The organism is Pedobacter africanus (assembly GCF_900176535.1).
In the GTDB taxonomy this organism is placed as follows: Bacteria; Bacteroidota; Bacteroidia; order Sphingobacteriales; family Sphingobacteriaceae; genus Pedobacter; species Pedobacter africanus.
Genome location: NZ_FWXT01000001.1, coordinates 1984579 through 1998373 on the forward strand (window position 1 = coordinate 1984579; position 13795 = coordinate 1998373).

Sequence of the window (13795 nt, forward strand, 5' to 3'; positions counted from 1 at the left end):
TTGCGCTGAAGAAGCGCAAAGACGCTATGCCGCTTCGCAGAAGGTAATTTTTCTTTTAAAATCCCGGCAATAATTAATACTGCGGAGGTTTATCAATACTTCAATCCTAGTTTGATTTTTGCAATAAGTAAGTTTTAATAAACTTATCATTCGCATTATTATAAAACTTAGCTTTATGTGGCAGATAGTACCAGCCATGTGCTGCACCAGGGTAAAACATAACCTCAAACTGTTTATCAGCTTCTATCAGGGCATCTACCAGTTTCATGGTATTGCGCATGTGCACATTGTCATCAAGGGTACCCTGGGCAAGGCTCAAATGGCCTTTCAAACTTTTAACATAAGTAAATACGCTCGAACTTTTATACCCTTCCGGATTTTCTTTCGGACTATCCATATACCTCTCGGTATAAGCGCTGTCGTACAAATGCCAATCGGTAACGCTCCCTCCGGCCAAGCCTACTTTAAACAACTCTGGTGCCTTTACCAATGCAAGGGCAGAAATATAACCGCCATAGCTGAAGCCACTGACACCCACCCTTTCGGCATCGATGAAAGTATATTTTTTCGTTAGATATTTGATTACCGTACTGTAATCCTCAATTTCCCAGTGCCCTAGGTTTCTGTGCAGGTAGTTTTGTCCTGCTTTCCCAAAATGTCCTGAACCCCGATGGTCCATCTGCACCCCGATCAGCTCCCTCTCGTCCGCTTTCCCAGTATAGCTCGAGTAATAACCATCATTTACAAATACAGAATTTGGCCCTCCATAAATACTGGCCAGTACAGGATATTTTTTGGCTGGATTAAAGTTGGCAGGATAAGAAATGCGCACCGGCAGGTCAAAACCATCGGCTGTTCTTACACGGATGATTTCAGATTTCGGTGCTATAGCCACATACTTTTCATAATCTTTGCCCCTGCTGTCGGCCAGCTCCCTGATCATTTTACCTTTAGTATCCAGCAAGGCAACTTTGCCCGGGGTTTTAAAGTTGCTGTAGGTGGTGATGAAATATTTTGCATTTGGCGAGAGCTCAAAGCGATGCGCAAATTCCCCAAAAGTTAAACGCTTAACCTCTCCGCCGGTAAGTTTCACCACATACAGATCGGTACGGGTTGAATTTTCCTTTTTACCGGTAAAATAAACCTGTCCCGCTTTTTCATCAATGTAGTTGATTTCCGTTACAGTCCATTTACCCGAGGTAAGCTGACGTACCTGCTTACCTTGCATATTGTGCAGATAAATGTGCATCCAGCCATCTTTATCGCTCATCAGCAGGAACATCTTTTTAGCCGGAACAAAAGTTATCCTGTTGTCCTGGTCAAGCGATACCCAGGTTTTCTGTGTTTCTGTATATACCGGCTTACGGTTACCCAAAATCAGGTCTATAGCTTCAATTTTCAGGGTATCCTGTCCGCGGTTCATCCATTGTACCCAAAGCTGCTCAGCATCAGGCGTCCATATCGGTGTACCAAAATACTGGTCGGCCTTTGCATCATAATCTGCCCAGGTAATGGTTTTACCGGCCAGGCCTGCTATTCCGATTTTTACTTCCGGATTGGTGTCCCCGGCAAGCGGGTAACGTACAGCGATCTGTTTCTGATGGATACCGGTATCATCTGTCATGTAATAAACGGGGACCTTGGCATCGTCAAAACGCATGAAAGCGATCTTTTTACTATCAGGGCTCCACCAGAAAGCACGATAGGCCATTCCCCTGCCCAGAATTTCCTCATTGTATACCCATGATGACCAGCCATTGTAAACTGTTTCCGATCCATCAGCGGTTACCTGCCATTCCTTGCCTTCGGAAATATTATACACATACAGGTTCCTGTTTTTCGTATAGGCAATATTGGATGAATCGGGCGATACTACCGGCGTTTGAAGCCCTTTCAAAGTATCCGCCCCCGAAGCATTCTTTCTGGCGATAATGACCAGGCCGTTCCGGGTTATATTAATCCTGCTCTTAACCGGACCTGTCCGTTCCGTTATGGTCTCTTTGCCGGTTAAAACATCAACAATAACTTCGTCCGAAGCCCGCATCATACCATTCATGCGATAAGTTTTGTAATGGTTATCGTCTACCCAATGAAATACGGGCAAACGTTTTACAAAATCAATATCAGATGTACCTTGCTGCGCCCTGCTCGTGCATGGTGTCAGGTATAACCCTGCTGACAGCAGGGCTATAATATTTAACTTTTTCATCCGGTCTTTCTATTTTTTAAGTTCAGCTTCCAGCAGTTCTTTCAATTTAGGATCGGTAGGACGTGGAGCATCTACGGTTACGATATTCCCTTTTTTGTCAAACACCATAAAACGGGGGATACTGGTAATTTTATAATCCTTAGCAATTTTGCTCCAGCCACTCGCAAACAGCTGCACACCGCCCAGATTTTCATCTGCTATCATTTTCTGCCATTTCTCCTTATCCTTCTCCTCATCAACAGAAACACTCATAATTACGATATCTTTCCCATGCATTTCCTGTTCCAGTTGTTTCAAAGCGGGAATTTGCTGTTTACACGGACCGCACCAGGTTGCCCATACATCAACCAGCACTACCTTACCCTTCTGGCCACTTAGCGACACCATTTTACCGGTTTTATCAGGATACTCAAAGTCGGATGCGATACCTCCGGCCTTTGTATTGTAAAGCAGGGCGCTCATTTCATCCAGTCGTTTTTTCTGGGTAGGACTTTGCAGGTACTGTCCATAGGCATCTACCATTGCTTTATACCTATCATACGATTTTATCCCCCGGCCTTCATTGGAAAGAATGTATTCGCCCTTTTGCCTGTTAGTACCTAAAAAGGACAGCCTTTGTTCCACTGTGCTGGGCGATCCCGCAGCAAAATCAGCATACATGCCCAGGTACCTGGCACCATACAAGGTATTCAGTACATCATCATCAGCGAACTTGTTTTTTTCAACAATGGTATTGTAATAAGCAGGTCTGTCCAATTTTTCCGGGTGTTTGGAACGTGGGGTACGCAGAAAATTTACCGCATAAAAATCCATGTCATAAAAAGTCAGCTTCTTCATCAATTCGTTAAACCTCGCATTTTTAGTCTGGATGGTTTTTCTGAAGGCATCGGTTTGTGCCGCAACAGCAGTCAGCTCCGGAAAGAAATCCTCGTAAGTGCTAAATGATCCCATAAAATATACCGATTTCCTTTTTAAGCTTTTGGTAAGGTTGCTCCATCTCGATAATACGGTATTTTCTGGTGTATTTGTTCCTGTAAATTCTGCATTTACATTGTCAAACGTTACTTCGGCTTTATCACCGGCTTTGATATAAACAGGGAACTGACCTTTCAGCAGATCGGAAGAACCCACCGCATAAAAACCCTCATAGGCTGGCTTAAACAAAAAACCAAATGAGCCATCAGCAGCCAGTGCGGTAGAAGCAATCACTACCGGCTGGCCATCTTCAATTTTCATTAAAGAGATGTTTTCTTTTATTGTTGCCTTATCCGGTTTTACGGTTCCACGGATTTCGCTCATCTGGGCGGAGGCAAACAAAGCATTGATCAGCATTGCTGCCGACAAAATTATTTTTTTCATTTTTTATTGTTTTATGTGTTGTTGATTTTCCTGTTTTTATACCACCACTACTTACCAGCCAAAGTTTTGCTCTATTTTATTACCTGGCTTACTTAACTCAGTATTCGGGAATGGGAATAAATAATGTTTTTCCTGGAATACCCTGGTCTTGGCAATATTTTTAACTGTATAGGTTTTCACACCGGTTACGGCATCCCTTACGATCTCCATTTTTTTAATCGGATTGGTGGCTGTCGAAAATAAATTCACGGCAAGTTTCCAGCGCTTTACGTCCCAATAGCGGGCATCTTCAAAAGCCAGCTCCACCCTGCGTTCATGCCTGATGGCGGTACGCATATCAGCCTGCGAAAGGCCAGTTGGCAGGTTTGGCATTCCGGCACGTTTGCGCACCTGGTTTATGGCATCATAAACAGTCGCATCCGGACCTATGGCCTCATTCTGGGCTTCAGCATAGTTCAGCAATACTTCCGCATACCGGAACAGGATCCAGTTCTGACCGCTTGCGGCATTGGCATCCGCAAAATTGATGCTTTCATCGGTAAATTTTCGCAGGTAATAGCCAGTATTGGTAATCCAACCAGCAATAATTCCACCCGAAACCGTCAGGTCCTGTCCGCCGTTATACAACTGCATGGCACGCCCCCTAAAGGTTGCCCCGTCGTACAGCACGGTAGCAGCAAAACGTGGGTCGCGGCCCACATATGGCTGCTGGCTGTTGTAACCAGAAGCTGGATTGCTGATAGGTAAACCCGTAGTCTGCATTTCATACTCATCTACCAGATTCTGGGTAGGTAAAGTTCCACCCCTTCCGCCAAAGGCCGGCGGTTGGTTATAAAGATCAAAGAAATGTGAGCGCTGAGACCTATCAGTATTGGACTGTACCGAAAGGATCACTTCAGTATTTATTTTGTTGTTATTCGCAAAAATTGCACTGTAAGAAGTCTGCAACGCATAAGCTTTAAGATCCATAACGGCCTTTTCTGTTACCGCAGCATCCGCCCAGCGCCCGGCATACAATTGCACACGTCCTTTCATGGCCAGGGCCGCCCCTTTGGTAATCCTTCCCCAATCAGCAGTACCGTAAGTAACCGGCAAAGCCGCTGCCGCTTCAGTCAGCTCATTTACCAGGAAATCGGTAAACTGATCTTTGCTGGCTTTTGCTACAAAAGCCGATTCATCCAGTTCAGTCTGTGCCTCTGTAATGATAGGTACCGGACCAAACCAGTTCATCAGGTCGAAATAATAATAAGCCCTCAAAAATTGAACCTCCCCCTTCATGCGCTGGTTAAGCGCCGCATTACCCGGAACTGCATCTATTTTCGAAAGAAAAATATTCGCCCTGCGGATGTAAGTCCATCTCCCCGAAGTCCATAACCCATTCAGGGGTGAATTAGAAGAATCATACGCACCATTCCAATAAGCATTATAAACCGTGCTGTTTGCCTCCGCATCATCGGTAATATCAGACAGCAGGTTGCCTGTAAATATAGAGGAGCCAGCATGCGGGCCAGAAAAACCGCTTTGCATCTGGGCATAGAAATTGGCGGTATAAGTAAGTACCATATCCTGGTTGCTCCACAACACCAGGTCGTTTACCTGGTCAACTGGTTTTAGGTCCAGCACTTTTTTGCAGGAGCCAAACAGCAATATTATTGCTGTAACCCCAATTAATATATATCTGTTGTTCATTTCAGTAAGTTTAGAAGTTAACATTTACACCAAAGCCTATATTTTTCTGGTTCGGATAAAAACCACCGCTTGCCCCACCTGTTCCCAGGTTAGGCGTTTCGGGGTCGATACCGCCCAGTACAGAAGTCCAGGTAAACAGGTTAGAAGCTTGCGCATACAACCTAACCTGTTTCAATTTTACCGCATCCAGCCATTTTTTTGGCAGTTCATAGCTCAAGCGTACATCCCTTAACCTCAGGAAATCGTCTTTGATTAATGTGGCGTCCGAAACTCTGGAGTTATTGGTGGATGAGGCCAGCCTTGGATATTTTGCACCTTCATTACCAGGCCTCCAGGAGTTGTCATAAATATATTGCCAGTTGGTGTTTGCTCCATAACGAATGTAACCTCCCATCGCACCATTAAAAAAGGCACTTAGCATAACCCCTTTATGTTTAAGGTTAAAACCAAAACCAAAATTGATTGGTGGAAAGCCCATATTATCCATCCAGATCTGATCATCTACCGTTAATTTCCCATCTCCGTTCCGGTCAGCAAATTTGAGGTCCCCGGGCTTAATGCTGCTATTTTTAAGCCCATCCTGGTCTACCGGCCATGCGGTAATTTCCGCTGCATTCTGAAAGATACCCAGTGAATGGTAGCCCACCAAAGCATTGGTAGAGCGGCCTTCCTGTCGCAGATAATCTGGTAACAACCTGGTACCCATTTCAACCCATTCGCTGCGCACATAGGTAAAGTTGGCATTCAGGGATAATTTCCAGTCCGCCGCCAACTGCTGTTCGCTGGTCAGTTCCAGCTCAAAGCCCCTGTCACGCATCTTTGCAAAATTCTGGATCGGAGCATTGATACCAAAAGTACCCGGCAGTACAGCATCACTCGTACGGAGCATATCGTAACGGTTTTTTCGATAAATATCAAAAGTAAGCCCCAACTTGCGGTCCCAAAGAACAGCATCAATGCCAATATTCTCTTGCCTGTTCTTCGCCCAGGTAATATTTTCATTAGGTAAACTGCCGTTAGCAAGTACAAAGGTTGGTGTATAAGCGGTACCAAAGATATAGCCGCTAGCATTTTGAACGCCTGTATTGGCAATCCTGTATGTGTAGTAATAGCTATTTGCACCTACCGAATCATCCCCGGTTAAACCTACCGAAGCCCTTAACTTTAAGGAATTCACCACGTCGTTTACTCCAGCAAAAAAGTTTTCCCGAGAAATTATCCAGCCTGCTGATGCACCCGGAAAGAAACCCCAGCGGTTGCCCGGCGCAAAAAAAGTAGAACCATCAAAACGGAAACTGGCTTCAAAAAATATGCGGTTGTCAAAGTCATAATTCAAACGGCCAACATATCCGGCACGTGCCATCTGCCCCCGCGTCCCGCTTGTAGTCTCACCAATGGTAGAACCTAAATTCAGAATATCCAGACCGGGTGCAACAAGGTTCAGACGGGTGTCACTGTTTGTATTACTACTGTTTTCACTTTGGGTATACAAAGCCAGGGCCTCTATGCCATGTTTGCCAAAACGATACTTATAATTCATCCCCATATCCAGGGTATAATTATTGGCATCATTAGTATTATCATTAAGCGTTGGTTTTCCTGCACCAGCAGCCTGAAAATAACCAGTTGGGGAAGAAGGATCCAGCCTGAATTGCGGAACTGGCACCTGATAGGACTTTCCTCTAAGAAACAGTTTTTCAGAAGCAATATTTGCATACGCTGAAAAGCCCTTTAAAAAGGTTGGTTCCCAGGTCAGCTTCCCTACCAATGTTAGAAAATTATCTTTTATATATTGATAGCCAGATTGCTCAGAAATGGTAACCAATGGATTGGCAGTGGTTGTGCCAGCACCAAATGTACCATTAGGCATATAAGCCGGCGTTAATGGAGAAGTATTAACAGCCTGATTCATTGCAGTAGATCCTCCGCGAATATTTTGCTTGGAAGTTCTGTACCCCAGGTTCACCTGTGCTTTAAACTGTTTGCTCAGGTTTACATCAAAATTGCTTTGCAAAGTATAGCGCTGCAAACTATTGCCAGGGTACATTCCCTGCTGGTCTGCATAGGACCCCGATATGAAGTATTTAACACTTTCAACCCCGCCATTTATATTCAGACTATGGTTCTGAACAAGGGCTGGTTTTCCAGTTAGCAAACCAATCCAGTCTGTATTGGCATATTTATAGGGGGCTAGCTGCCTTTGTATGGTATCTAAAACTGCAGCGGAGTAAGGCGCTGTCAGGCCACTGTTCGTGTAAAATTCATTCTGGGTCAAGGCATAAGTATAGGCATCCGTATTCTTCACCATCTTACCTGCCCTGCTCCACGTTAAATTACTGATGTAATTAAATTGCGGTTTACCCAATTTACCTCTCTTGGTAGTCACGATAATTACCCCATTTGCGGCTCTCGAACCATAAACGGCTCCTGCTGCATTGTCCTTTAATACCGAGATGCTTTCCACTTCGTTAGGATCTATGTCCCCAAGCCCATACTGTCCGTTACCAAAAGCATTGATCCGTGGAACCCCATCAATCACAAGCAGGGGAGGTTGTGAACCGTTACTGGTTCTAACCAGCAAAGTAGCATCATCCGCTCCCGGAACACCAGAACTGGTTCGGGCCAGCATCCCTGGGATACGCCCCGCAAATACCTGCGAAAGATTGGTGGTTGGCATCTGCGTAATCTGCTCCGAGGTAATGGTAGCTACCGAAGTAGTCAGGTTTTCTTTCTTGACCAGTCCGTACCCTACCACCACCAGTTCGCCCAGTTCCAGGTTCATTTCTTTCAGCGTAATGTCCAGCTCTTTCTGGTCGCTTACCGGAACATCAACAGATTCAAAGCCTATCATACTGATACGCAGTACAGACTTTTCTGTTACCACAATAGAAAAATACCCCTCTGCATTGGTCATGGCCGCTCTGCGGGTACCCAATACCATCACAGACGCCCCTGGCAAGGGATTTCCTTTGCTGTCCTTTACCCGGCCTTTGATCACGACAGGTGGTTGGGGATTAGCCGCAACGTTTGTCGGTCGGTTCATAATCACAATGATATTGCCTTCAACCGCATATGTAAATGGTTGTCCGGCAAAACATTCGTCCAGGGTTTCTTTCAGGGTTTTGTTCTGAACAGTAATACTCACCGGCCTGGCAGCCCTGATCTGTGGACTGGTGATCACAAAATCATAACCGCTTTGTTTCCTGATCTCCCTGATCACCTCAAGCAGGGAAGCTTTATTTTTATTCATGCTGATCCGCTGAGCGAAACCAGCCGCACTTACATGCAGCAGGGAGGTAACTAATATGACAATGGTCAGTTTCATAATTCGCAGTATCTTATTTGCTCCACAAGCAAATTGCCTGCGCTTAAATAGCGCATAAAAATTCATACATTTGAGTTTATTCTCTTTTCAGAGATTGGTTTGGTAATTAGTTGATTATAGTCTTACGTATATTTTAATTAAGTAATCCGGCCATTTAGCCAGGGGTGGGTCCAATCACTCCTGGTTCTTTTTTGGATTACATTTTATGTAGATTTCCAATTACATAACGGTCACCCTCCTCCCCTCAATCTTAAACTTCACGTTCCCCGATTTTTCCAGCGCGGCAAGCACCTGTATTAAAGATCTTTCCCTTGATATTTCTGCGTTGAAGCCCACCTGGTTCACACTATCCTCATATGCCACATCAATGTCGTACCAGCGTTGCAGCACTTCCATAATGCTTTTAATGTTGCTGTCCACAAAAATGAAATTCCCGTTTTTCCAGGCCATTACCGCTTCGGTGTCCGCAGTTTCTATATTAGCGCCAGCGGCCAGGACAGCCTGTTGCCCGGGCTTTAGCAGGTAATCTTTTGCATTGTATTTCAGCTTTATGCTCCCCTCCATCAGGGTAGTTTTATCAGCAGATCCACCCGGATAGGCTTCTACATTAAAATGAGTACCTAATACCAGTACTTCCTGACCAGATGTTTTTACAATAAAAGGATGGGTTTTATTTTTAGCTACTTCAAAATAAGCTTCCCCACTAAGCTCAACCTTTCTGTCGGCCAAACCGGCAAATGAAGCCGGGAACCTGAGCGAAGTAGCCGCATTTAGCCATACTTTTGTCCCATCGGGTAAATTTAACTGATATTGCCCGCCCCGCGGCGTGGCAATGGTATTGTACCGGGGTGCAGCAGCGCTCAACTGATCCTGCTTCAGCACATCGTAAACCAGTTTCCCCTCGGCAGTCTTACGGATCACAATGCCTCCCTGACTGGCAACTTTACCCTTGACGGCATCATCCAGACTAATCTCTGAGCCATCAGCAAGTGTAAGTACAGCTTTATTGCCCCCTGGCGCTACATCATTTTTATACCTGCTGGCCTGACTTTCTGTTTTTTCTGCAGCTGGCTTTGGGTTAAAGAAATACCATCCCCCAATTGCCAAAATTAAAGCAATAGATGCCGCGGCACAGTACCTAAGCCATAGCGGAATTGTTTTACGTGTTGGTAGCTCCTCATGAACAGGCAAGGCAGCCCATATGGCCTTTCCCACCCTGTCAAGCTCAGCTTCATCCGGCATAAAACTGCTTTGCTGCAGCTCCTTTATGTGCCAGCTTTCAACTATGGCCCGTTCCTCTTCAGTACAGGTGCCGGTTTTGTACTTATATAATAAATCCTCCGGTAGGTAATCTTGCTTCATCTTCTAAGCTTAAATAAGGTTGCTTAGAGATATGTAGGTTAGGTAAAACAGATGGAGTAGATCAAAGTAAAATTTATTTTATCATCAGAAATTGATAGTAATAAATATCGAGAACAGCTTTAATTTCTCTTTAAGGATTTTTACGGCATTGCTGACCTGTTTTTTTACCGTAAGGTCTGAAACGCCCAGCTTTTCAGCGATCTCTTTATGTGAAAGCCCTTCATTGCGGCTCATTTCAAACATCTCCCTCATTTTGGCGGGCAGCAGGGCCACCTCCCTTTCAATAACAGCAACCAGCTCCCTTTCCCTAAGCTGATTATCCGTAATGTATTCACCTTCATCAATAAATTGCTGCAGGTAGGCTTTATAATCCGTTCTTACTTTGCGATGGTCTAGCAGATCAAAGATACGGTAACGCACCGCAGTATATAAATAAACAGCGAGGGAAGTCTTAATGCTAAGCTCCGCACCTTTATGCCACAGGTAGGTAAAAACCTCCTGTACAATATCTTGCGCATCGTCTGCATCGGCCATTATTTTACGTGCATATACATACATAATGGCCCAGTAACGGTTGTAGATTTGTTCATACGCATTCCTGTCCCCTGCTTTAAAAAGCAGCAGCAGCTCATCATCCGGAATACGGCTTAAATCTTCTTCCCTCATGTATCATCGAGCGCATCAAATGTATGATACAAAAATAGCAAATAGTTTTTACCAAAGTTTTCCCTGCCTCATTATTCTGACGGAAAAGTAATTCTGTTTGGCAGCTGTGAAAGCATTCGGGAAATTCGCTGTACCACCTGCCGGATAGTCTTTGCCGTAAGCAGCCTCAATATTAATGGCACTTTTGATATTGGCATTTAATGAAAATACAATTGTAGGTTTGTCATCCCTGGCAAAAGAAACCTTATCGAAATACACTCCGGGTTTTAGCCACGTTTCTTTACCTCTATCTCTAATGTGCAACATCGGTCCAAAGCCAAACCGCATTACCTTATAGTTGTATTTGCCTTCCCGCACATCATCGGTAGCCGATTCGCCTCCGTTTACAGCATCCTGGTCCCGCTTTCTGTCGCCAACCCTATGGTACCAGCCAAAGTCTGCAAACAGTTTAAACTTTGTAGCCGTTTTGTACCAGAATTGTAGGGCCCCGTCTACGCCGGTGATCACATGCGTTCCGCTGACACCTGTTTCAAAAGCATGAAGCCCTACAGAATATAGTCCTCTAAGATTAATGTTAACAGGCTTGTTATTCAGCATTTCAAGCTTTAATCCAAAATCAACCGTCGGGTAAGCTACCTTATCTGCATAAGAAGCCGCTACGGCATTGGTTACCATTGGGGTCTGGTCATAGCCTACCCCCACCTGGAACTTGCCCGAAAAACCCTGATGTGTATAGCCATCATTTACAAGCGACATGGCCCCTATTGCAGCGCCCGCAGCAGCAGTATAAGCTACATCCTCTGTTTTGTCCCTGTCTTTTGCTGCTGCTACGCGTTGCCCTCTTATTACTGCCTGTCTGGCTTCAGCAGCCTGGTTGTATTTCTGCCGGGCTGTGCTTTTCTGATCCTCGGTTACGGCTATGTTTTGTGCCTGCATATAATAAGTCATGGCGTTATCATAGCTTTTATTGCCAAAAGCACTGTCACCCTGAACAATCATGTAATCAAACTTTTTCTGCTGAGCATTTCCAGGGCTGGTTTCATTACCGAAATTACCTGTGCTTTTAGCAGTACTGCTGTCATTTTCTGCGGTGGTAGTATAAACTATGTAATTAGGTGTTCCGTTATCACATTGCGCAAAAGCACCGTTTCCTTTAAATGCTTCAGCTGTGCAGCTCGTCTGGCCGTCTTTGTTAAATACAAAACAAACATCAAATACCTGGGCAATAGGGTTTCCTTCGCCAATAACCGCAATCTGCTGGCGTGTTATATCACCAGGCTTAAGCCTTGGATAGGCATCGCCAAAAGTATATCCCGGGTTTACCTCTTTGGGTTTTTCGGTTGCCGGATTATAAAAATAATAGGTAAAGCCAACTTTTTTATTGTACCTGTTTTGGAATTCGATCAAATAAAACCACTGGTTGGTCTTTTTATCATAATGATCTTTTTCGATCCTGACATAAAGGCCTTTATAGCAGCTGAGTTGTTCCCAGGGGCCGAAATTCTTTTGTGCTGAGCAATAAACTGCACTGAACAGCAAGACGAACAAAAAGTAAAGTTTTTTCATTGTAAGGGAGGATTAGTTCATGGTTCCTTACAAATTTCCGGCAAGTTCAGCGCTTAAAAAATAGCTAGCTATAGCTATTTTTTAAGCAGCTTTTAGCCATCATATCCAACCTTCATGCAAGGCCTTGCACACCAGTTCCACAGGCGTTTTAACATCGGCTTTTCTCAGTATGTTTTTGCGGTGGGCGCTTACAGTATGCGGGCTTATAAATAATCTATCCGCTATTTCTTTACTGCTTTTGTTTTCTACAATCAGTTTTAAAACTGCCCTTTCCCTTCTCGTAAACAAGTCGTAAGATTGTGTAAGCGTATTAGCTTCAGTAATATTATGGTACGACGGTTCTCCATCAAGGCCTATAATAGAAAAAGTTGGTGTGCCTTCGGGCTTAATGTGGGTAATATCGGTGTCAATATCCAGCGTACGATAATAATTGGATTCGTCATAATCTATTTGCACGGCCTGGTGCAGTAATCTTATGTACCGGCCATTACTGGCACGCATCCTGATATCGTACTGCATCTTATATTTAGGGATCTTGTCAAATGGCAAGGCTTTGAAAAATTCTGTAATCCGTTTTTCGAACTGCAAAAAGTAGGGCTTATCATCGGGATGCATTATTTCCAGGAAACGATGAATGGTCATTTCTTCAGGCGGGTAACCCAACACCTGGGTAACACCGGCACTCACAAATTCAAATTCGGCCTGGAAAATATTAAAAACGTAATAGTAATAAGTTCCAGGCTGAAAAAGATTGAGCAATCGCTTATGCAGATCGAGCTCCAATTGTAATTCGTAAGCATGGGTAGCATCTTCTTTTACTACCGTATTCCACAGCTTTTTGGCGCTCTGGTAAAGTGGTGAATTTTGGTTTGGCATAATTTAGAATGATAGATAAAAATAATCTAAAATTCCGATTAATCAATCCTCTTCTCCCAACTCAAAAATTGTTTCTACAGGCACTTCAAACACCTTTGCCATTTTTAAGGCAAGCACCGTTGAGGGCACGTATTTACCAGATTCTATGGTATTGATGGTTTGCCTTGATACCTGGATCATTTCGGCCAGTTCCGCCTGGGTAATGTTTTTAATGGCCCTCTGTACACGCAGGTTATTTTTCATCAGCAAGCCTTTCTCTTTTAAGTTTATATAAACTTAGGTTAAAAGTAATAATAAACACGATTAACACCGTAAGGAGGTTATAAATCATAAAACTAAAAAAAGCACCGCCGTATACCAACAAATTTGCTGCAAACAATATCCCATAAGAAATCAGAACGGAAAGCTGCCAGGAGCGTAGCCGAAGGTAAGAAATGTATTCATCCTCCTGTTTTTCTGAAGCAAAACAAATTAGCACTAAACCTAGCAGGATTCCTGCTCCAGAAAAAGTCATGTTCGAGTCTGGATCAAAAAAAGATTCCGGACCATCTTTTTGAAAAGATAGTGGAAGTTTTGAGCCTAGTTCAGGGTAAAGGACATTTGCAAAAACATGCAATAACACAAAAACTAAAAAAATAACCCAACCATATACCTTGTATTTGCCAGGAAGAAGTAAATGATTTTTCATAACATCAATTTTATTTTACCAAATGTAAAGTATTTCTTACATAAATGTCAAGCAA

At 43.9% G+C, this 13795-nt stretch carries 10 protein-coding genes; all 10 read right to left on the reverse strand.

Annotated elements, in window-relative coordinates:
- Nucleotides 1-106 precede the first annotated feature (106 nt).
- The 10 genes from B9A91_RS08275 to B9A91_RS08320 all read right to left on the reverse strand — a co-directional run bounded on the left by B9A91_RS08275 (nt 107) and on the right by B9A91_RS08320 (nt 13740).
- Complete coding sequence (locus B9A91_RS08275) at nt 107-2209, reverse strand: S9 family peptidase (RefSeq protein ID WP_084237884.1); 2103 nt, start codon at nt 2207-2209, stop codon at nt 107-109.
- Between the two features lie 9 nt (nt 2210-2218).
- Nucleotides 2219-3568: a TlpA family protein disulfide reductase gene (locus tag B9A91_RS08280; RefSeq protein ID WP_084237885.1), complete on the reverse strand. Its 1350-nt coding sequence runs from the start codon at nt 3566-3568 to the stop codon at nt 2219-2221.
- Nucleotides 3569-3619: 51 nt separating this feature from the next.
- Nucleotides 3620-5257, reverse strand: a complete 1638-nt coding sequence (locus tag B9A91_RS08285; protein WP_159451667.1) for a RagB/SusD family nutrient uptake outer membrane protein — start codon at nt 5255-5257, stop codon at nt 3620-3622.
- A 10-nt stretch (nt 5258-5267) separates the two neighbouring features.
- A complete protein-coding gene (locus B9A91_RS08290; RefSeq protein ID WP_159451668.1) occupies nt 5268-8582 on the reverse strand; it encodes a TonB-dependent receptor in 3315 nt (1104 codons plus the stop codon).
- Between the two features lie 219 nt (nt 8583-8801).
- On the reverse strand, nt 8802-9944 hold the full coding sequence (locus B9A91_RS08295) for a FecR family protein (RefSeq protein ID WP_084237888.1): 1143 nt from the start codon (nt 9942-9944) through the stop codon (nt 8802-8804).
- 84 nt (nt 9945-10028) lie between these two features.
- Nucleotides 10029-10610, reverse strand: a complete 582-nt coding sequence (locus B9A91_RS08300; RefSeq protein WP_084237889.1) for an RNA polymerase sigma factor — start codon at nt 10608-10610, stop codon at nt 10029-10031.
- A gap of 48 nt (nt 10611-10658) precedes the next feature.
- Nucleotides 10659-12176: a hypothetical protein gene (locus tag B9A91_RS08305; protein WP_084237890.1), complete on the reverse strand. Its 1518-nt coding sequence runs from the start codon at nt 12174-12176 to the stop codon at nt 10659-10661.
- Between the two features lie 99 nt (nt 12177-12275).
- On the reverse strand, nt 12276-13052 hold the full coding sequence (locus tag B9A91_RS24530) for a LuxR C-terminal-related transcriptional regulator (RefSeq protein ID WP_084237891.1): 777 nt from the start codon (nt 13050-13052) through the stop codon (nt 12276-12278).
- A 42-nt stretch (nt 13053-13094) separates the two neighbouring features.
- Complete coding sequence (locus tag B9A91_RS08315) at nt 13095-13295, reverse strand: helix-turn-helix transcriptional regulator (protein WP_084237892.1); 201 nt, start codon at nt 13293-13295, stop codon at nt 13095-13097.
- A complete protein-coding gene (locus B9A91_RS08320) occupies nt 13285-13740 on the reverse strand; it encodes a hypothetical protein (protein ID WP_084237893.1) in 456 nt (151 codons plus the stop codon). The genes B9A91_RS08315 and B9A91_RS08320 overlap by 11 nt, the downstream gene beginning before the upstream one ends.
- Between the last annotated feature and the right edge of the window lie 55 nt (nt 13741-13795).